The sequence below is a fragment of the Vibrio sp. HDW18 genome, from assembly GCF_011306175.1.
GTDB classification, from domain to species: Bacteria; Pseudomonadota; Gammaproteobacteria; order Enterobacterales; family Vibrionaceae; genus Vibrio; species Vibrio chanodichtyis.
In genome coordinates, this window is record NZ_CP049913.1 from 877,345 (window position 1) to 896,854 (window position 19,510).

At 49.2% G+C, this 19,510-nt stretch carries 20 protein-coding genes, 9 tRNA genes and 1 pseudogene; 23 read left to right on the plus strand and 7 right to left on the minus strand.

What is annotated here, in order from left to right:
* Nucleotides 1–90 precede the first annotated feature (90 nt).
* The 4 genes from rsmE (at nucleotide 91) to ruvX (ending at nucleotide 3,008) form a co-directional block, all read left to right on the plus strand.
* Nucleotides 91–822, plus strand: coding sequence for a 16S rRNA (uracil(1498)-N(3))-methyltransferase (gene rsmE / locus G7083_RS04085; RefSeq protein WP_166013705.1), 732 nt, complete (start codon nucleotides 91–93; stop codon nucleotides 820–822).
* A gap of 13 nt (nucleotides 823–835) precedes the next feature.
* Complete coding sequence (gene gshB, locus G7083_RS04090) at nucleotides 836–1,792, plus strand: glutathione synthase (protein WP_166013706.1); 957 nt, start codon at nucleotides 836–838, stop codon at nucleotides 1,790–1,792.
* Between the two features lie 34 nt (nucleotides 1,793–1,826).
* Nucleotides 1,827–2,390 (plus strand): YqgE/AlgH family protein, encoded by a 564-nt coding sequence (locus tag G7083_RS04095; protein WP_166013707.1) that lies wholly within the window; start codon nucleotides 1,827–1,829, stop codon nucleotides 2,388–2,390.
* A 195-nt stretch (nucleotides 2,391–2,585) separates the two neighbouring features.
* A complete protein-coding gene (ruvX, locus tag G7083_RS04100) occupies nucleotides 2,586–3,008 on the plus strand; it encodes a Holliday junction resolvase RuvX (protein WP_166013708.1) in 423 nt (140 codons plus the stop codon).
* Between the two features lie 57 nt (nucleotides 3,009–3,065).
* Here the strand turns inward: ruvX and tyrS are convergent, their stop codons facing one another.
* The 4 genes from tyrS to G7083_RS04120 all read right to left on the minus strand — a co-directional run bounded on the left by tyrS (nucleotide 3,066) and on the right by G7083_RS04120 (nucleotide 7,507).
* A complete protein-coding gene (gene tyrS, locus G7083_RS04105; protein WP_166013709.1) occupies nucleotides 3,066–4,352 on the minus strand; it encodes a tyrosine--tRNA ligase in 1,287 nt (428 codons plus the stop codon).
* A 121-nt stretch (nucleotides 4,353–4,473) separates the two neighbouring features.
* Nucleotides 4,474–5,271, minus strand: a complete 798-nt coding sequence (locus tag G7083_RS04110) for a helix-turn-helix transcriptional regulator (RefSeq protein WP_166013710.1) — start codon at nucleotides 5,269–5,271, stop codon at nucleotides 4,474–4,476.
* A 78-nt stretch (nucleotides 5,272–5,349) separates the two neighbouring features.
* Nucleotides 5,350–6,456, minus strand: coding sequence for a PilT/PilU family type 4a pilus ATPase (locus G7083_RS04115; RefSeq protein ID WP_166013711.1), 1,107 nt, complete (start codon nucleotides 6,454–6,456; stop codon nucleotides 5,350–5,352).
* Between the two features lie 13 nt (nucleotides 6,457–6,469).
* A complete protein-coding gene (locus G7083_RS04120; protein ID WP_166013712.1) occupies nucleotides 6,470–7,507 on the minus strand; it encodes a type IV pilus twitching motility protein PilT in 1,038 nt (345 codons plus the stop codon).
* Between the two features lie 25 nt (nucleotides 7,508–7,532).
* On the opposite strand from G7083_RS04120, the gene G7083_RS04125 reads away from it, so the two are divergent.
* From G7083_RS04125 to hemW, 6 genes are all read left to right on the plus strand, one after another.
* On the plus strand, nucleotides 7,533–8,240 hold the full coding sequence (locus G7083_RS04125) for a YggS family pyridoxal phosphate-dependent enzyme (RefSeq protein WP_166013713.1): 708 nt from the start codon (nucleotides 7,533–7,535) through the stop codon (nucleotides 8,238–8,240).
* Nucleotides 8,241–8,296: 56 nt separating this feature from the next.
* Complete coding sequence (proC, locus tag G7083_RS04130) at nucleotides 8,297–9,115, plus strand: pyrroline-5-carboxylate reductase (protein WP_166013714.1); 819 nt, start codon at nucleotides 8,297–8,299, stop codon at nucleotides 9,113–9,115.
* Nucleotides 9,116–9,171: 56 nt separating this feature from the next.
* Nucleotides 9,172–9,729 (plus strand): YggT family protein, encoded by a 558-nt coding sequence (locus G7083_RS04135; RefSeq protein WP_166013715.1) that lies wholly within the window; start codon nucleotides 9,172–9,174, stop codon nucleotides 9,727–9,729.
* The gene (gene yggU / locus G7083_RS04140; protein WP_166013716.1) at nucleotides 9,729–10,019 is read left to right on the plus strand and encodes a DUF167 family protein YggU; all 291 of its coding nucleotides are present in this window, start codon (nucleotides 9,729–9,731) and stop codon (nucleotides 10,017–10,019) included. The genes G7083_RS04135 and yggU overlap by 1 nt, the downstream gene beginning before the upstream one ends.
* 84 nt (nucleotides 10,020–10,103) lie before the next feature.
* On the plus strand, nucleotides 10,104–10,706 hold the full coding sequence (locus G7083_RS04145; protein WP_166013717.1) for an XTP/dITP diphosphatase: 603 nt from the start codon (nucleotides 10,104–10,106) through the stop codon (nucleotides 10,704–10,706).
* Nucleotides 10,700–11,875, plus strand: coding sequence for a radical SAM family heme chaperone HemW (gene hemW / locus G7083_RS04150; RefSeq protein WP_166013718.1), 1,176 nt, complete (start codon nucleotides 10,700–10,702; stop codon nucleotides 11,873–11,875). The genes G7083_RS04145 and hemW overlap by 7 nt, the downstream gene beginning before the upstream one ends.
* Nucleotides 11,876–12,110: 235 nt before the next feature.
* Here hemW and glsB read toward each other — a convergent pair whose 3' ends face one another.
* Together glsB and trmB are read right to left on the minus strand one after the other, a co-directional pair.
* Complete coding sequence (gene glsB, locus G7083_RS04155) at nucleotides 12,111–13,031, minus strand: glutaminase B (protein ID WP_166013719.1); 921 nt, start codon at nucleotides 13,029–13,031, stop codon at nucleotides 12,111–12,113.
* A 235-nt stretch (nucleotides 13,032–13,266) separates the two neighbouring features.
* Nucleotides 13,267–13,986, minus strand: a complete 720-nt coding sequence (trmB, locus tag G7083_RS04160; protein ID WP_166013720.1) for a tRNA (guanosine(46)-N7)-methyltransferase TrmB — start codon at nucleotides 13,984–13,986, stop codon at nucleotides 13,267–13,269.
* 184 nt (nucleotides 13,987–14,170) lie between these two features.
* Here trmB and mutY point away from each other — a divergent pair, with 184 nt between their 5' ends.
* The 13 genes and pseudogenes from mutY (at nucleotide 14,171) to G7083_RS04225 (ending at nucleotide 18,285) form a co-directional block, all read left to right on the plus strand.
* Entirely contained in the window at nucleotides 14,171–15,244 is a 1,074-nt protein-coding gene (gene mutY, locus G7083_RS04165; protein ID WP_166013721.1) for an A/G-specific adenine glycosylase, read from the plus strand.
* Nucleotides 15,245–15,517 carry an oxidative damage protection protein gene (locus G7083_RS04170; RefSeq protein ID WP_166013722.1) on the plus strand — a complete coding sequence of 91 codons (273 nt, stop codon included), beginning with the start codon at nucleotides 15,245–15,247 and terminating at the stop codon, nucleotides 15,515–15,517.
* A 101-nt stretch (nucleotides 15,518–15,618) separates the two neighbouring features.
* Entirely contained in the window at nucleotides 15,619–16,746 is a 1,128-nt protein-coding gene (gene mltC / locus G7083_RS04175; RefSeq protein ID WP_166013723.1) for a membrane-bound lytic murein transglycosylase MltC, read from the plus strand.
* A 108-nt stretch (nucleotides 16,747–16,854) separates the two neighbouring features.
* Nucleotides 16,855–16,930: transfer RNA gene (locus G7083_RS04180), tRNA-Phe, on the plus strand.
* A gap of 48 nt (nucleotides 16,931–16,978) precedes the next feature.
* Nucleotides 16,979–17,054 (plus strand) — tRNA-Thr (locus G7083_RS04185).
* 10 nt (nucleotides 17,055–17,064) lie between these two features.
* Nucleotides 17,065–17,140: transfer RNA gene (locus G7083_RS04190), tRNA-Phe, on the plus strand.
* 37 nt (nucleotides 17,141–17,177) lie between these two features.
* Nucleotides 17,178–17,253: transfer RNA gene (locus G7083_RS04195), tRNA-Asn, on the plus strand.
* 150 nt (nucleotides 17,254–17,403) lie between these two features.
* A pseudogene (locus G7083_RS04200) lies at nucleotides 17,404–17,562 on the plus strand (methyl-accepting chemotaxis protein); the annotation flags it as partial.
* Nucleotides 17,563–17,803: 241 nt separating this feature from the next.
* Nucleotides 17,804–17,879 (plus strand) — tRNA-Phe (locus G7083_RS04205).
* Between the two features lie 38 nt (nucleotides 17,880–17,917).
* Nucleotides 17,918–17,993, plus strand: a tRNA-Thr gene (locus tag G7083_RS04210).
* 18 nt (nucleotides 17,994–18,011) lie between these two features.
* Nucleotides 18,012–18,087, plus strand: a tRNA-Asn gene (locus G7083_RS04215).
* A gap of 28 nt (nucleotides 18,088–18,115) precedes the next feature.
* Nucleotides 18,116–18,191, plus strand: a tRNA-Thr gene (locus tag G7083_RS04220).
* Between the two features lie 18 nt (nucleotides 18,192–18,209).
* Nucleotides 18,210–18,285: transfer RNA gene (locus G7083_RS04225), tRNA-Asn, on the plus strand.
* Between the two features lie 268 nt (nucleotides 18,286–18,553).
* Here G7083_RS04225 and djlA read toward each other — a convergent pair.
* Entirely contained in the window at nucleotides 18,554–19,420 is an 867-nt protein-coding gene (gene djlA, locus G7083_RS04230) for a co-chaperone DjlA (protein ID WP_166013724.1), read from the minus strand.
* Between the last annotated feature and the right edge of the window lie 90 nt (nucleotides 19,421–19,510).

Here is a 19,510-nt window from a genome sequence, read left to right on the forward strand (position 1 = left end):
GTACAATCTCGCCTTACCCCTTGTATTTTGCCTAGCAAGCATCCATGTTAAAGGCCAGATGAGCTTGCTTAATGATTAGGAAATATCCGTATGCGCACCCCTCGAATTTATCATCCACAACCGATCCACCAGCTTGGCACTCTTGCCCTGAGTGAGGATGCAGCCGGACACATCGGTCGAGTGTTGCGAATGCAAGTAGAGCAAGAAGTACTGCTATTCGATGGCTATGGCGCTGAATTTCCAGCCGTGATCAGTGAAGTCAGCAAAAAACAGGTGCTAGTGGAGATCACTGAGCGGGTCGAGAACAACATTGAATCGCCGCTTGATTTGCATCTTGGCCAAGTAATGTCACGCGGCGATAAGATGGAATTCACCATCCAAAAATCGGTGGAATTGGGCGTCACCACGATCACACCGCTATTATCCGAACGTTGTGGCGTGAAACTGGATGAAAAACGCTTTGAGAAAAAACTCCAGCAGTGGCAGAAAATCGCCATCAGCGCCTGTGAGCAGTGTGGCCGTAACACGGTGCCCGAAATCCGCCCGATCATGGCTCTTGAGACATGGTGCGCCGAGCCAACCACAGCGCTGAAACTCAACTTACATCCGCGCGCTAAATACTCGATCAACACCTTACCGACCCCAGTCCACCAAGTGCGTTTGTTGATCGGCCCTGAAGGCGGCTTATCGAGCGAAGAAATCGAGATGACTCGCCGCTACCAATTTGAAGAAACCTTGTTAGGGCCACGCGTGCTACGTACTGAAACTGCGGCCCTCACCGCGATTACCGCATTACAAGTTCGTTTCGGCGATCTTGGCTAACTGGAGATAAACCATGATTAAACTCGGCATTGTGATGGACCCAATTGCGTCCATTAACATCAAAAAAGATTCCAGCTTTGCCATGATGCTAGAGGCTCAGCGGCGCGGTTATGAAATTCATTATATGGAAATGAATGATCTCCACTTAGAACAAGGGGTAGCGCTGGCCGATACCAAGGTCGTCGAGCTAAAAGAAGATCCGAGCGGCTGGTATCAGATCAAATCCGAGCAAACCATCGCCTTGTCTGAGTTGGATGCGATTTTAATGCGTAAAGATCCTCCATTTGATACCGAATACATCTACGCAACTTACATTTTGGAACGGGCCGAAGACGATGGCGTGCTCGTGGTCAATAAGCCACAAAGTCTGCGTGATTGTAATGAAAAACTGTTTACCGCTTGGTTCCCAGAACTGACGCCGACAACGTTAGTCACCCGCAAAGCTGAAAAAATTAAAGCCTTTTATCAGCAACATGGCGATGTGATCCTCAAACCGCTCGACGGTATGGGTGGCAGCTCGATTTTCCGCGTTAAGCAGGGCGATCCTAACCTTTCGGTGATCATTGAAACCTTAACCAACCTCGGTCAAAACTACTGCATGGCACAGACCTTTGTGCCAGACATCAGCAATGGGGATAAACGCATTTTGGTGGTCGATGGTGAGCCAATGCCATACTGCTTAGCCCGTATTCCAGCACAAGGCGAAACGCGTGGTAACTTAGCGGCAGGTGGGCGTGGAGAACCGCGCCCGCTGAGTGAAACCGATAAAAAAATTGCCCTGGCGGTCGCACCAACCCTCAAAGAGAAAGGGCTACTGTTTGTCGGCCTCGATGTCATTGGCGATAAATTAACCGAGATTAATGTCACTAGCCCCACTTGTATTCGTGAAATTGAAGCGGCATACGACATTTCCATCACCGGCAAACTGATGGATGCCATCGAGCGTCGCCTAAAAGCGAGCGCGATGTGACCCAGCCGTGCAATCAGAGAGAGGTGAAACCAGAATGAATCTTAGCAATCATTTTCTGATCGCAATGCCGAGCATGAAGGATCCTTACTTCAAGCGCAGCGTGATTTATCTGTGTGAGCACAATGAAGAGGGGGCGATGGGGCTGATGATCAACGCACCGCTCGATGTGACGGTCGGCGGTATGCTCAAGCAGGTTGAGATTGAACCTGCTTATCCGCTCTCTCAGCAAGCCAGCCTCAATCAGCCAGTGTTCAATGGTGGTCCGGTCGCTGAAGATCGTGGGTTTATTCTGCACCGGCCACGCGATCATTACGAAGCGAGCCTTAACATGACCGAGCAGATCGTGGTCACCACCTCGAAAGATATTCTCACTGTGCTGGGGACTGATGCTGAACCTGAAAACTACATCGTGGCGCTCGGTTATTCCGGTTGGACAACCGGTCAATTAGAAATGGAGTTGAAAGAGAACGCTTGGCTGACCATCGAAGCGGATCCTGAACTGATTTTTAACACGCCTATCCATCAAAAATGGCAAAAAGCGATCCAAAAACTCGGTATTTCGCCAGCGCAATTATCTAGCGATGCAGGCCACGCCTAACTGAGACAATGGCCACCAAGGGTGGCCTTCTATACCCAAACAACTTGGAGTTGCAGGTAGGCGGCAAGTGAGTGAGTCCCCATGAGCATAGACAAACTATGTGATTGGGATGAACGAACGTCGCCAACACCGCTGCAGCTTCAAGTAGGAAGGGTATATTTCTAGCAAACAAGATTGACGGCAAGAGAAATTCCCATGTCACGTACTATTATGGCGTTTGATTACGGCACCAAAAGTATTGGCAGTGCGATAGGCCAAGAAATTACTGGTACCGCATCGCCCTTAAAAGCCTTTAAGGCTAATGACGGCATTCCCAATTGGGATGACATTGCCAAGCAAATCAAAGAGTGGCAACCCAATTTACTGATTGTTGGCCTACCCACCGATCTGCATGGCAACGATCTGCAAACCATCACCCCTCGCGCTAAAAAATTTGCCCAGCGTTTGCATGGTCGCTTTGGTTTACCGGTTGAGCTGCATGATGAGCGGCTTTCCACCACCGAAGCGCGCGCAGAACTTTTCGCCATGGGTGGTTACAAAGCACTGAGCAAAAGCAATGTTGACTGCCAATCGGCGGTGATCATTTTAGAAAGTTGGTTTGAACAACAGTGGGGCTAATACCCCACTCTATACCCAAACAACTTGAAGTAGGATGTGTATAGCAGCTGATGAATTTTACTCGGCTAAACCTGCCAATTTGATCAAGGCAAACTGCTTTTTACCCCGTTGCAACACATAATATTGATCAAACAGCGCAAACCCGGATAACACGCCCTCTTGCGCTACTCGCTCACCATTAACCCGAATCGCACCTTGCGCTAACCACTCGCGCGCTTGACGCTTAGAGCTGGCTAAGCCTGAGCTGAGCAACAAATCGAGTAACGTGTCGGTACGTGATGCAGCCACACAAGGTAGACCATCTTGCTCTAACTGGCGCAGCTCACTTAAACTGAGATAGCTTAAATCACCACTAAACAGCGCTTGAGTGATGCGCTGCGCGGCAGCCAAACCTTGTTCACCATGCACTAAACGCGTCACCTGCTCAGCCAAAATCAGCTGCGCCTGCGGTTTACCAGCACACTGCGTATCGGCTTGGCGAATGTCCTCAATCTGCGCGATGCTCAAAAAAGTGTAATAAGCCAAGAAACGGTACACATCAGCATCATCACTGTTGAGCCAAAACTGGTAAAAACGGTACGGTGAGGTTTTACTGCTCTCTAGCCACACTGCGCCTATTTCGGTTTTACCGAATTTAGTCCCATCAGACTTGGTGATCAACGGCAGAGTTAAACCATGCACTTCCGTCCCATTGAGGCGACGGGTTAAATCAATCCCACTGACAATGTTACCCCATTGATCATTGCCACCGATTTGCAACACACAAGCAAACTCACGATTAAGATGGGCAAAGTCGTAGGACTGTAGCAAAGAATAACTGAACTCGGTAAACGAGATACCTTGATCGGGACGGGCTAAACGCTGTTTCACCGACTCGCGGTTGATCATGCTATTGACCGAAAAATGCTTACCCACATCGCGGAAAAAATCGATCAGATTGATCTGGCTGATCCAGTCCGCATTGTTGACCGTGATCAGTGGCATGTGGTTCTGGTCTGAGCGCTGACAACTCATGATCTGGCTAATTTGCTGACTTAAATCGTCCACCCACTGCTCAACCGTTGCCGCACTATTCAGTACCCGCTCATTGGCTTTAAAACTCGGATCGCCAATCATACCGGTTGCCCCACCAATCAAAGCCAGTGTTTGGTGTCCTGCCTGTTGAAAGCGTTTAAGCATCAGCAACGGCACTAAATGACCAATATGCAAACTGCCCGCCGTTGGATCAAAGCCACAGTACAAGACTTGCGGTGTGGCAAAGCGCTCAATCAGCGCCTCAAGCGGGGTACTTTGCGCGATCAAACCGCGCTGTTGTAAATCATCAAACAGTTGTGCTGAATTCATTTGGCCTCCGAAAGTGTTCACCAACAGAGTAACCAACTTTAAACGCCGAACGCGATGTCCCTAAAGGGACAATCTGGGTGATTAAGCGTTGCCAGCAACAAGCCATGATAACCCGCTCGCCTTACTGCGAGGTGCTACCAATCAGATGATTGAGAAACAGTTGAAATAGCTCACTTAACGAGCTGACATGCAATTGAGCATAAATCCGTTTGCGATGATTTTTGACCGTGCCGTGGCTAATCGCGAGTTGATCGGCAATCTCTTGTGAATCGAAACCTTGGATCAACAGTGTGGTAATTTGTTGCTCACGCCGACTTAAACGCTGCGCACCGAAGCTGTGGATCGCCTGCTCAACCCAAGCGCGTAACTCTTGGCTGGGTTGAGCGCTTTCCGCTAACCACAGCGGTTGCTGCTGCCAATGCTGCTGACATAAGGCTTCCAGCACAGCCAATCGCTGTTGCAACGCGGCAATCTGTTGGCGTGGAAAAGAGCGCGGGGTTAAGCAGCCGAGATACACCACAATCGAACGATCGTCATCCAACTTGAGCAGCAAACTCACTTCATCTTGCCAACCAGTTTGCGCATAAAACTGATGTTGATAAGCTTGTTGCTGCGCATTGAGGGGTTGCAGATCGGTAAGATGAAACACGCCGGAGTGCAAGCCTTGCTGAAGTGCAACATAGAAAGGATCATCGAGATAAGCGTGAGTCAAATAGCGTTGAAACAGCAGCTCACGCTGGCTAGACAAGGAATCATACAGATAGATCGGGTGTTTGTTACGGCGATAACCCAAGATCACCGCACAATCAAAATCGGTGATTTTCGCCAACCATGCGACCAAGCGTGAGGTAAATTGCGCCGTTTTCAGCGCGGCAATCGCTTCACCTAAGGCTAGATATTCTTGATTGGTCACCTGCACGGTACATTCACCTTGATTGACAATAAACCAAGCACAGTATGCTCAATCACACTCGAATCGACTAGCCCAATGATCATGTTATTCCATATCAATTTGCACATTGTGCAGAGCACCACTTGAGTAGTGAGTGCCACGCTTGGTTTTGAGCATCAAACGCAGATCGTTGGCCGAATCAGCGCTGTGTAGCGCATCTTGCTCATTGATTTTGTCATCCACCACCAATTGATACAGCGCTTGATCAAAGGTCTGCATACCAATTTCTTGTGAGCGCGCCATAGTGGTTTTCAGCTCATGCAGCTCACCACGCCGAATTAAATCGGCAATGCGCGGACTATTGAGCAGAATTTCAAACACCCCATGTCGGCCTTGGCCGTGCTTATCACGTAGCAACTGTTGACCAATCACCCCTTTGAGATTGAGCGATAAGTCGAGTAAAAATTGCTCGCGCTGCTCTTTAGGCACCAAATGCAAAATGCGCTCTAAGGCTTGGTTGGCATTGTTGGCGTGCAAAGTGGCCATACACAAATGACCAGTTTCTGCAAAAGTCATCGCGTATTCCATCGTCTCCCGGCTACGGATTTCACCAATCAAGATCATATCTGGCGCTTGGCGTAGCGAGTTTTTCAGCGCCACTTCATAACTTTCGGTATCCAGCCCCACTTCACGTTGAGTGACGATGCAGCGCTGATGCTGATGCACAAACTCAATCGGATCTTCCACGGTTAAAATGTGCCCAGTACGATGCTGATTCCGATAACCGGTCATCGCCGCCATAGTGGTCGATTTACCCGAGCCCGTGGCCCCAACCACCAGCACTAAACCGCGTTTGGCAATCGCCAAATTTTGTAGCACCGCCGGCAAGTTAAGCTCTTCAAAAGTCGGGATCTGAGTTTCAATACGGCGGATCACCGCCCCCGGCAGCTCACGCTGAAAAAAGGCACTGACTCGAAAGCGGCCACTGTCGCGTACTACGGCAAAGTTCGCTTCACGAGTCTGCTTAAATTCGGCTTGCCGCACGTCATCCATCATCGCATTCAGCAACGTGGTCACCTGTGCCACATTGAGCACTTCACCTTGTGCGCGCAGTTCGCCATCAACCCGATATAACATCGGTGCGCCCACGGTAATGTACAGATCCGATGCTTTATGCGTCAGCATACCATCCAGATATTGATTTAAATCCATCGCGTTTCCCTGCCTAAAATCCTTTTAAATCCATTTCGATTTTGTGCTGTGCTTGCTCAGCATCGACCACACCTCGGGCGATCAGTTGTCTGGCATTTTGCTCCATGGTTTGCATACCATGTGCCGCGCCAGTTTGAATAATCGAATACATCTGCGCCACTTTATCTTCGCGGATCAAATTGCGGATCGCAGGGGTGGCCAGCATGATCTCATGACAAGCGATCCGCCCACCGCCGACTCGTTTGAGCAGATTCTGTGCAATGACCGCACGCAGCGATTCCGAGAGCATTGAGCGCACCATATCTTTATCACTGCCTGGGAAAACATCAATGATCCGGTCAATGGTTTTGGCCGCCGAGCTGGTGTGCAAAGTACCAAATACCAAGTGCCCAGTTTCTGCTGCGGTGAGCGCCAAACTGATGGTTTCTTGATCGCGCAGCTCTCCGACTAAAATCACATCCGGATCTTCACGCAGCGCTGAGCGCAGCGCATTTTTAAAACTGTGGGTATCACGATGAACTTCACGTTGATTAATCAAACATTTGTTGTTGCTGTGCACAAACTCAATCGGATCTTCAATGGTTAAAATATGCTTGTTATGGTGAGCATTGACGTAATCGACCATTGCCGCCAAAGTGGTAGATTTGCCCGATCCAGTAGGCCCAGTCACCAAGACTAAGCCTTTTTCATAGTTGGCGATTTTGCTGAAAATTTCTGGGGCCTCAAGCTGCTCTAAGGTGGGGATCACGCTTGGGATGGTACGAAATACCGCCGAAGCGCCACGCGCTTGATGAAATGCGTTGACCCGAAAGCGACCCACATTCGGCAGCTCAAAGGAGAAATCGACTTCCAGTTTCTCTTCATACTCACTGCGCTGGGCATCATTCATAATTTCAAACACCAAGCGATGCACCTCAGAATGACTAAAAGCCGGCACGCCAAGCTTCCTAACTTCGCCATCAATCCGTACCATAGGTGGAACACCTGCGGAAAGGTGTAGATCGGATGCGTTATGCTTTACACTGAACTCCAGTAACTCGGCGATATCCATTTAAATTCCTTAATAAAGTCTGGCTATGCGTAGTATTCAACAAAACATTGAACATATCACGGCACAGATCGCAAGCGCGCAACAAAAATGTGGCCGCGCTCGAAGCTCTGTGCAACTTCTCGCGGTAAGCAAAACCAAACCTGTCGCGGCGATTGTGGCCGCCACCGAAGCCGGTCAACGCTGCTTTGGTGAAAACTATGTACAGGAAGGGGTGGATAAAATCCGCTATTTTGCCGAACATCATCCACAGTTGGCACTCGAATGGCACTTTATTGGTCCACTCCAGTCCAATAAAACCCGCTTAGTGGCTGAGCATTTTGACTGGGTACAGAGCATTGAACGCGACAAAATTGCCCTGCGCCTCAATCAACAGCGCCCTGCGCATCTGCCGCCATTGCAAGTGCTGATCCAGGTCAATACCAGCGGTGAAGCCTCAAAATCTGGCATAGAACCGCAGCAATTATTTACACTCGCTGAATTGATTTCTGGTCTGCCAAACCTCACTTTAAGAGGATTGATGTCGATTCCAGAAAACGTGACCGATTACCCTGCGCAATTGGCGGCATTCACTCAATTGGCACAGTTACAGCAGCAACTGGCGCAAAAATATCCGCACATCGATACCTTATCGATGGGAATGAGTGGTGATATGCCTGCCGCGATTGCCGCGGGTAGCACTATGGTACGGATTGGCACCGCCATTTTTGGCGAGCGGGATTACCAGCGCGCTTAAGCGATAATCAGCCCGGCGATGGTACTGGGTGAGCAGTTAAACATTGAGAGCATCAAATGGAACACAGAAGTATTGCCTTTATTGGTGCCGGTAACATGGCACACGCGATTATTGCTGGCTTAATTGCGAGCGGCTACCCCGCAACTCAAATTGTGGCTAGCGCGCCATCATTAACTCGCCGTCAGCCTTTAGAAACGCAATACGCCATTCGCACCACCAGCGATAACTTCGCCGCAGCGCAACAAGCGGATGTTGTCGTATTAGCGGTCAAACCGCAGCTAATGGCCGAGGTGTGTAAACCGTTACAAGGCGTCGATTTTTCAGGCAAATTGGTCATTTCGATCGCCGCAGGCATTAGCGTGCAGCGCCTTAATCAAATGCTCGCCACTGAGCTTAATGTCGTGCGCGTGATGCCCAATACCCCATCTTTGGTCAACCTTGGCATGAGCGGCTTATACGCGCCGGATTCGGTGAGCCAAGCCGATAAAGCCTTTACCACACAACTGATGCAAAGCGTCGGTGAAGTATGCTGGGTAGAAAAAGAATCCGCCATCAACAGCGTGATTGCCGCGGCGGGCAGTGCTCCGGCTTATTTCTTCTTATTTATGCAAGCCATGCAACAAGAAGCAATGGCGCAAGGCTTTGATCAAGCGACAGCCCGCCGATTAGTGCAACAATCCGCACTCGGAGCAGCAGCAATGGTCAAAGCCAATCCGGATCTCTCACTGGCCACCTTGCGTGAACAAGTCACCTCAAAAGGTGGTACCACAGCACAAGCGATCCAGACTTTTAACGATCACCAACTGAGCGAGATTGTCGCCAAAGCGATGCAAGCGGCAGTCACACGTGCACAAGAAATGGAACAACTGTTTTAATATTCCGACGGTTTCGCCTCTGCAATGAGCGGCCGCCAAATCACTAAGGGCAATTTATGAATTCAATGAGCTTTCTTATCAATACGCTGTTTGATCTCTACATTATGGTGGTCATTTTGCGTATTTGGCTGCAAGCCGCACGTGCGGATTTCTACAATCCGTTTTCACAATTTATCGTCAAGGTGACTCAGCCAGTGGTTGGTCCCCTGCGCCGTATGATCCCATCGCTCGGCAGTATTGATTTGGCTACCGTGCTGTTTGCCTATCTGCTGTGCGTACTGAAATACGTCGCCTTGGTGCTGATTGCCTCTAGCGGTGCTGTCTCTTTCAGTGCCGATTTCCTCTACCTCGGTTTGCTCTCTTTAATTAAAGCGGCCGGTGGTTTGCTGTTCTGGGTCTTGTTGATCCGCGCGATCCTCAGTTGGGTCAGCCAAGGCCGTAGCCCGATTGAATACGTGTTCCACCAATTGACGGAACCGATGCTCGCGCCGATCCGTCGCATTCTCCCCGCGATGGGCGGTTTTGATTTCAGCGTACTGGTGCTATTTATCGTGCTGCAATTTGCCAACTTCTTAATCGGCGATCTGATTGGCCCGATTTGGTATCAGCTATAATGGTTGCGGTGTGGCGAGAGGGGCAGGACTTACTGCTGCGGCTCTATATTCAACCCAAAGCTAGCCGCGACACGATTGTTGGCGTGCATGGTGATGAGCTAAAAATCGCAATCACCGCTCCGCCCGTTGATGGTAAAGCCAATGCCCACTTGAGCAAGTTTCTCGCCAAGCAGTGCAAAGTAGCAAAAGGTTCGGTGTTAATAGAAAAAGGCGAACAGGGGCGACATAAGCAAGTACGCATCCTGCAGCCCAGTCAAATCCCGAGCGAAATTGCCAGCTTAATCGCCTAATCCGACTCCCTCCTTGAGGGAGTTTTTATCGAATACGCCACGCCGACGCGCTCGGCCAAGCAAACATTAAATACAGAGAACAACATGAAAAAGATCGTTTTAGCTACCGGTAATCAAGGCAAAGTGCGTGAAATGGCCGATTTATTGGCCGACTTTGGCTTTGATGTGATCGCACAAAGCGAATTTAACCTGACCGAAGCGGCCGAAACCGGTACGACCTTTATCGAAAATGCGATCATCAAAGCGCGTCACGCCGCGAAAATGACCGGTTTGCCAGCGATTGCGGATGATTCAGGTTTGGAAGTAGATTATCTGCACGGTGCGCCCGGCATTTATTCCGCACGCTATGCCGGTGAAAATGCCAGTGATCGCGACAACCTCAACAAACTGTTAGCCGCGATGCAAGGTGTGCCAGAGTCAGAGCGTAGTGCGCGTTTTCACTGCGTGTTGGTGCTGATGCGTCACGCCGATGATCCAACGCCTATCGTTTGTCACGGCAAATGGGAAGGCAAAATCCTCACTGCGCCACACGGCAGCAATGGCTTTGGTTACGATCCGATCTTCTGGGTTCCAGAAGAACACTGCGCCTCTGCCGAGCTAGAGCCAGCGCGTAAAAAGCAGTTGTCACACCGAGCGCAGGCGCTGCAAAAATTGTTCGCCGCATTGCAAGAGCAGCACACATGCTAACGCCTCCGCCGCTAAGCTTATACATCCATATTCCGTGGTGTGTGCAAAAATGCCCATACTGCGATTTCAACTCGCACGCACAAAAAGGCGAGATCCCTGAGCAAGACTATTTAGCGGCGCTGCTTGATGATCTGGATCGTGATATTGAACGCTACCAGCTCAAAACCGATGATCGCTTACTGCACTCCATTTTTATTGGTGGTGGGACACCGAGCCTGATCTCCGCTGAAGGGATCGCCGAATTACTGCAACAGGTTGCCAAACGGATTGCCTTTGATCTCGCGATCGAAATCACCATGGAAGCCAACCCAGGCACCATAGAAGCGCAGCGCTTTGCCGATTATCGCCGTGCAGGCGTTACACGGATTTCGATTGGGGTACAAAGCTTTGCTCCAGAAAAATTGGCACGTTTAGGGCGTATTCACGGTCAGCAAGAGGCCGTTCGCGCCGCACAATTGGCTCACCAAATTGGCTTAAATAGCTTTAATTTAGATCTGATGCACGGTTTACCCGATCAAACCACTGAGCAGGCGCTGGCCGATCTGGATCAAGCGATTGCACTTAATCCTCCTCATCTATCTTGGTATCAATTGACGATTGAACCCAACACCCTGTTTTACTCCAAGCCGCCACAGTTACCAGATGAAGATGCACTGTGGGATATTTTCGAGCTTGGCCATCAAAAGCTGAGTGAGGCCGGTTATGTGCAGTATGAGATTTCCGGTTACAGCAAACCGGGCTATCAGTGTCAGCACAATCTCAATTATTGGCGTTTTGGCGACTATCTCGGGATTGGCTGTGGTGCGCATGGCAAGTTAAGTTTTGCGGATGGGCGCATTCTCCGCACCAGCAAAACTAAGCATCCGCGCGGTTATTTGGCCGCGCTCAATAATTTGGCCAAAGCGTATTTGGATAGTGAGCAGTGGGTGGCCGATCAAGACAAGCCATTTGAGTTCTTTATGAACCGTTTTCGCTTGATTGAAGCGTGTCCTAAAGCCGATTTTACGGCCCGAACCGGACTCACGCTTGAAGTGATCCGCCCCACCATCGAGTGGGCGCTCAGTGAAGGTTATCTCAGTGAAGATGAGTTGCACTGGCAAATCACCCAAAAGGGTAAACTGTTTCTCAATGATCTGCTTGCCGCCTTTATGGCCGATGACGAAGAATAAGAAAGAGGCGCGTGCGCCTCTTGGTTTTTATCTTTAATCCCCAAACTACTTGGAGTTGCAGGTTGGCGGCAAATGAGTGACAAATTTGTCTGGAACAAATTTGCACAGCCATCGGCTGGCCTTTGGTGAGAGCCAAGGATGGCTCTCATAATCCCCATGAGCATAGATACACTATGTGATTGGGGTGAGCGAATGCTGCCAACACCGCTGCGGCTTCAAGTAGCAAGGGGATAGCTTAAAAAATTGAGCGACCAATCCGCTGCGCGAGTAGCTCTAACGCGCGAGTGCCCGCAAGCGAATTACCCGATGGATCCAATGCTGGAGACCATACTGCGATGGTCATCTCACCGGGTACCACCGCGACAATGCCACCGCCAACCCCAGATTTTCCGGGCATGCCAACTCGATAAGCAAACTCACCAGCACCATCGTACAACCCACAGGTCGCGAGTAGCGCATTCATTTGTTTACTTTGCGTCGCAGTGATCACACTCTGCCCTGTCACTACCGAAACCCCTTTATTAGCCAGATAGCTGAAGGTTTGCGCCAATTCAACACTGCTCATTTTCAAAGCGCAGGCATGAAAATAGTTGTGCAGTACGGGGATGACCTCATTGTCAAAATTACCAAATGAACGCATTAAATAGGCAATCGCCGCATTACGATCGCTATGCATCATCTCCGAAGCTGCCACTACTTTGTCATACGCAATTTGCGGCTCGCCACTCAGTTGACGAACAAACTCCAACAAGCGCTGACGCGGAGCCGACAAGCGACTGTGTAGCATATCGCTGACCACAATCGCCCCTGCGTTAATAAATGGATTACGCGGAATGCCTTGCTCCATTTCAAGCTGAATTAAAGAGTTAAACGCCTGACCCGATGGCTCCTTACCGACACGACGCCATAGCTCATCAGGCTGATACAAGCCCATCGCCAAGGTGAGGCTCAGTACTTTGGAAATCGACTGAATCGAAAACCTTTCTTGCGCATCGCCCGCGCTGATCACTTCACCTTGATTGGTGAATACCGCAATGGCTAATTTATCGCGCGATACTTTACCGAGCGCGGGAATGTAATCGGCCACTTTGCCTTGGCGAGTGAGGGGGCGAACCTCTTCAACAATGCTGGCTAAAATCTCTGCGCTTGGCTTCATGATTGGCTCTTTAAGATGGGTTTAGCTCTCACTACCTTAGCAGATCAGTAGCCGGAGGATGAGGGTCAAAAAAGCCAACATCAGAGGTTGGCTTAAGCAAAATTTCCATACCTAAACGACTTGAAGTTACAAGTCGGTGGCAAGTGAGTTCATCCCCATCAGCATAGACAGACTATGTGATTGGGGTGAATGAACATCGCCAACAGCGCTGCAGCTTCAAGTAGCAAGGAGATATTTAAGCGGTGCGTTGGTACTTGATATCCCACACCCCATGGCCGAGGCGATGGCCACGCTGCTCAAATTTGGTCAGCGGACGCTCATCAGGACGCGGGATGTAACTGCCTTCGCTGGCCAAGTTAGCAAAACCAGGCGCTTGATCCATCACTTCAATCATATGTTCGGCGTAGTTTTCCCAGTCGGTCGCCATGTGGAAGACACCACTGCCGATGATCAATTTTTGACGCACCATTTCAGCAAATTCAAGCTGCACAATGCGGCGTTTATGGTGACGCTTTTTGTGCCAAGGATCTGGGAAGAACAGTTGCAAAGTATGCAGGCTATTATCTGGGATCATATGAGCAAAGACTTCGACCGCATCGTGGCACATAACACGTAGATTGGTCACGCCCGCTTCACGCGCTGAGGCCAAACAAGCGCCCACACCTGGGCTGTGTACTTCAATACCGATGAAATTCTTGTGCGGTGCGTTTTTCGCCATTTCCACCAGTGACGCGCCCATGCCAAAACCAATTTCCAGCACAACTGGATTGGTGTTGCCAAACACCTGTTGCCAATCCAATAACTCTGGCTGGTAATCAATGCCCATGGCTGGCCAGCACTCTTTCATTGCGGCTTCCTGGCCTTTGGTCAAACGACCTTCACGACGCACAAAGCTACGGATCCGACGCAGCACTTTGCCATCTTCGGTGAATTCCTGGGTGATCACTTCGCTCATTTGTATTGCCTGCCCATTGCTAAATCAGAGCGGGAATTATCCAAAGAATCGCCAGCGGTGCAAGTGTTATTCGCGCTCATCAAACATCCCATCTCAATATCCTTATGATTTGTCGGTTGTACTTCATCCTCAATCTGTGGTGCAATTTTACCCCTCAACATTAAACAACCATAATGAGCAAGTCGTGACCCCTTTCGCACAAGCGATCCTTACTTGGTATGACGCCTACGGCCGCAAAAATCTGCCGTGGCAGCAACACAAAAATGCGTATCGCGTTTGGTTATCTGAAATCATGTTACAGCAGACCCAAGTTGCGACCGTGATCCCCTATTTTGCGCGATTTTTAGAGCGCTTCCCAACCGTGCAAGCGTTGGCCAAGGCAGAGCAAGATGAAGTGCTGCATTTTTGGACCGGACTTGGCTACTACGCCAGAGCGCGCAACCTGCACAAAGCGGCGCAAATGGTTGTGAGTGAATATGGCGGTGAGTTTCCGACCGATTTAGAGCAGATGAATGCGCTACCCGGCGTTGGCCGCTCCACCGCAGCTGCGGTACTCTCTTCGGTATATCAAAAACCGCATGCCATTTTAGATGGCAATGTAAAACGCACTTTGGCACGCTGCTTTGCCGTGGAAGGTTGGCCGGGACAGAAAAGCGTTGAAAATCAGTTGTGGCATTACGCACAAAGGCATACCCCTCAAGTGGATGTCGATAAATACAACCAAGCTATGATGGATATGGGCGCGCTGATCTGCACCCGCAGCAAACCTAAATGCAGCCTATGCCCAGTGGCCTCGTTTTGTGTGGCTAAACAGCAAGGCAATCCGCAAGATTATCCGGGCAAAAAACCGAAAGCCGACAAGCCAGTCAAAGCCACTTGGTTTGTTATGCTCTATCACGATAATGCTGTGTGGCTTGAACAACGCCCGCAAAACGGCATTTGGGGCGGCCTCTACTGCTTCCCACAATCGGACAGCGCCAATATTCAAACCCGTCTCGATCAGCGGGCGATTGATGATCACACCATCAGCGCCCAACAAACGCTGATCGCCTTTCGCCACACTTTTAGCCATTATCATCTGGATATTACGCCGATCTTGCTGCAATTAAAGCGCAAACCAGACATCATCATGGAAGGCAGCAAAGGTCTTTGGTATAACTTAAGTCAACCCGATGCGATTGGTTTGGCTGCGCCAGTCAAACAACTGCTGCACAGCTTACCATTCGACATTGATCGCCACATTAAAGAGGAAGCGTGAATGGCTCGCACCGTATTTTGTACCCGACTCAATAAACAAGCGGCTGGCTTAGATTTCCAGCTCTACCCCGGTGAATTGGGCAAACGAATTTTCGATAACATTTGCCAAGAAGCTTGGGCACAATGGCAAAGCAAACAAACCATGTTAATCAATGAGAAAAAGCTCAACATGATGGATGCCGAGCACCGTAAACTGCTTGAACAAGAGATGGTCAACTTCTTGTTTGAAGGTAAAGAAGTCCACATTGAAGGTTATACTCCACCGAGCAAGTAACAAATTTCGCATTTCATCTGCCGATAAAAAATGACATCATACCAATTGGTTATGATGTCATTTTCGCATCAGGAGTAGCGAAAGTTCGCTTTAGGAGGCGCATGAGAACGTTAGTGCTATGTATCACCACGCTATTATTGAGTGGCTGTAGTCGTGAATTTATTGAGAAAATTTACGACGTGGATTACCAACCCACTAACCGCTTCGCTAAGAACTTAGCTCAACTTCCCGGCCAGTTTGAGAAAGATACCGCCGCGTTAGATGCATTGATCAACAGTTTCTCTGGCAATATTGAAAAACGCTGGGGACGCCGCGAGCTCAAAATCGCCGGCAAAAACAATTACGTCAAATACATAGATAATTACCTCAGCCGCACAGAAGTGAATTTCAGCGAAGGGCGGATCATCGTCGAAACCGTTTCCCCTACCGATCCGAAAGCACATTTACGCAATGCGATCATCACCACCTTACTCACTCCAGATGATCCGGCTAATGTCGACCTATTCTCCTCGAAAGATATTCAACTGAAAGGCCAGCCCTTTTTGTACCAACAAGTACTCGATCAAGATGGGCAAGCGATCCAGTGGTCATGGCGCGCTCAGCGCTATGCCGATTATCTGATTGCCAAACATCTGAAAGTGAAACAAGTGGATTTCAAAAAAGCCTATTACGTCGAGATCCCGATGGTTAAAGATCAAGTGGAGATCCGTGGTTATAAATACGCCAATATCGTACGCCGCGCGGCACAAAAGTACGATATTCCGGAAGATCTAATCTATGCGATTATTAAAACCGAAAGTAGCTTCAACCCCTATGCGGTCAGTTGGGCCAATGCTTATGGCTTAATGCAAGTAGTGCCGAAAACCGCCGGCCGCGATGTGTTTAAACTGGTTAAAAATCGTTCCGGAGAACCGACGCCTGAGTACCTGTTTAACCCAGAAAACAATATTGATACCGGAACCGCCTATTTTTACATTTTAAAAAATCGCTATTTGAAAGATGTTCGCCATCCAACCTCGCTCGAATACAGCATGATTTCGGCTTATAACGGTGGCACTGGCGGGGTATTAAATACGTTTAGCAAAGATCGCCAGCGTGCGATGCGTGATCTTAATGGCTTACAACCAAATCAAGTCTATTGGGCGCTGACCAAAAAACATCCCAACGCCGAAGCGCGCCGTTACTTAGAAAAAGTGACTCAATTTAAGAAAGAATTTAATGCTGGCTAATAACCGGCCTAGTTTTGTTTAAATTATCCGCAAACAAACTGATTTGGCGAATTTTTTCAAAAAACAGGTTGACGAAGTAAAGGAAAATACGTTTAATAGCGCTCCGTTGCCCGGATAGCTCAGTCGGTAGAGCAGAGGATTGAAAATCCTCGTGTCGGTGGTTCGATTCCGCCTCCGGGCACCACGAATTTTAGATTGTTGGTGTAAGACACAAACAGCAAAGGTTACGCGTGCCGGCTTAGCTCAGTAGGTAGAGCAACTGACTTGTAATCAGTAGGTCGCCAGTTCGACTCCGGCAGCCGGCACCACTTAAAATTTGCCTCGATAGCTCAGTCGGTAGAGCAGAGGATTGAAAATCCTCGTGTCGGTGGTTCGATTCCGCCTCGAGGCACCACTATTAAAAGTTGTGCCAAAGACACAATAAAAATTGTTCCTCCTTAGCTCAGTCGGTAGAGCGACGGACTGTTAATCCGCAGGTCGCTGGTTCGAGCCCAGCAGGAGGAGCCACCTTTCAAAACCCAGTCTTTGACTGGGTTTTTCTTTATCTGCATTTCTCCTGCTAGCTCGTAGCACTGCAATACCTAAAATGATTTCATCAACCAATCAAGCCACCCATTCGGCGTAATACAGGCATTGCATACTGATAAGGCAAATCAACAAATCGGCGATGATATCGCCCAGCGGATTAATATGATTGAAGAAAGTGGCTGCGAGTTAAGCCGCGTGGTCACCCAAAGCCACAATAGCGCGCAAACTTTAACTCAGCTCGCGAATGAGTTAGAACAGTGGGCAGGCCACTTTTCCGTGCCTCGTTAACCACCAAAATTAGCAATAAACCATGTGGAATAAGCACGTCTCGTTACGTGCTTTTTTATTTTCTTCGCTTTTTAACGCAGAAAATACCGATGCCTAGAGCACTTTAATTGCCGATTTAACCACAAACTGGCGATCTAAATGGACAAAAACAGGCCATTAAGTATAGAAAAACATCAAACAACACTTTTTTTATATTTTCATGTTGACGGCCACCACGAAAACCCTTTTAATACACCCCGTCGCCCGGATAGCTCAGTCGGTAGAGCAGAGGATTGAAAATCCTCGTGTCGGTGGTTCGATTCCGCCTCCGGGCACCACAATTTTATTTGTTGGTGCTACCAGCAATAATCAATGTGCCGACTTAGCTCAGTAGGTAGAGCAACTGACTTGTAATCAGTAGGTCACCAGTTCGATTCCGGTAGTCGGCACCATTAAATAAAAAGAACAATTCCTCCTTAGCTCAGTCGGTAGAGCGACGGACTGTTAATCCGCAGGTCGCTGGTTCGAGCCCAGCAGGAGGAGCCAATTTTCAGCTTGCTTTGCAAGTTGAGTTGCCGACTTAGCTCAGTAGGTAGAGCAACTGACTTGTAATCAGTAGGTCACCAGTTCGATTCCGGTAGTCGGCACCATTAAATAAAAAGAACAATTCCTCCTTAGCTCAGTCGGTAGAGCGACGGACTGTTAATCCGCAGGTCGCTGGTTCGAGCCCAGCAGGAGGAGCCACCTTTCAAAACCCAGTCTTTGACTGGGTTTTATTTTATCTGCAACTTATAGCCAAACAACTTGCAGTTGCAGGAAGACGGTGAGCCAGTGAGTGAGCATAGGCCAACGATGTGATTGGGGTGAATAACCTAGCCAACACCACTGCAGCTTCCAGTAAGAAGAGTGTGTCGATCACGGATACTTGCCCTCGTCTCCTACCCATCATTTGCGCCGATAAAAAAAGGCAAACCGAATGATTTGCCTTTTTTGCCGTTGTTGAAACTGCAAATTACTTAATGTCACGCTGTTTGCGGATTAACTCATAGGCGGATTGGATCTGCTGCGATTTTTCTTTCGCCATATTCATCATTTCCGGTGGTAAACCTTTGGCCATCAATTTATCCGGATGGTGTTCATTCATCAGCTTACGATAAGCCCGCTTGATCTCTTGCGCGCTACTGCTGTCGGTAACGCCAAGCAATTCATAAGCATCGGCCAGATGATCTCGCGCTGAAGAAGCTTGCCAGTGCTGGTCTCGCTGGTTTTGCTGCTGTGAACCCGCACCGCCAAAACCGCCACCTTGCTGAAAGCGAAACGCCGCTTCTTGCATACGTAAACGCCGCTCAAGCTGATCCGCCGAAAAACCTAACCCACGCGCAATACGGTGCAATACATTGCGCTCATTAGGATCAATATCCCCATCGGCAAACGCAGCAGAGATTTGCAATTCAAGGAAAAACTGTAATAAGTCAAAGCGCCCAGCGCTAGCAATCTTCACCCGTTCTAGCACCTGTTCGAGAGGAAAATCAGCCTCTTTCCCCTCACGAAAAGCCTCTTGTGCTGCCCGTTTTTGTTCGCTGGTTAAGTTCATGCGATCCATCATAATGGTCGCGAGCTGAATTTCTTGTTGGGTTACCTGCCCTTTCGCTTTGGCGACGTGCCCCATTACCGAGAAAGCGGCTTTAAAAAATTGCTCTTGCCGCTCCGCTTGGCTGGGGCCTGCGCCAAAAGCGCCAGCACCTGGTTGAAAACCAGCCTGATTTAAACGGCGAGCTTTATCAAATTGATGACCAAGGAAGATCCCAAAAATTGCACCGAAAGGTCCCCCAAATAGGAAGCCAAAAAAAGCGCCCAATATTTTTCCAAAAATATGCATTATGTGCTCTCAATCTATGAATTTTTCTGGAGTGAAGCGGTCTGATAGTGGCGGATGCGTCAATTTCCTTTATGATAAGGAACGTCTATG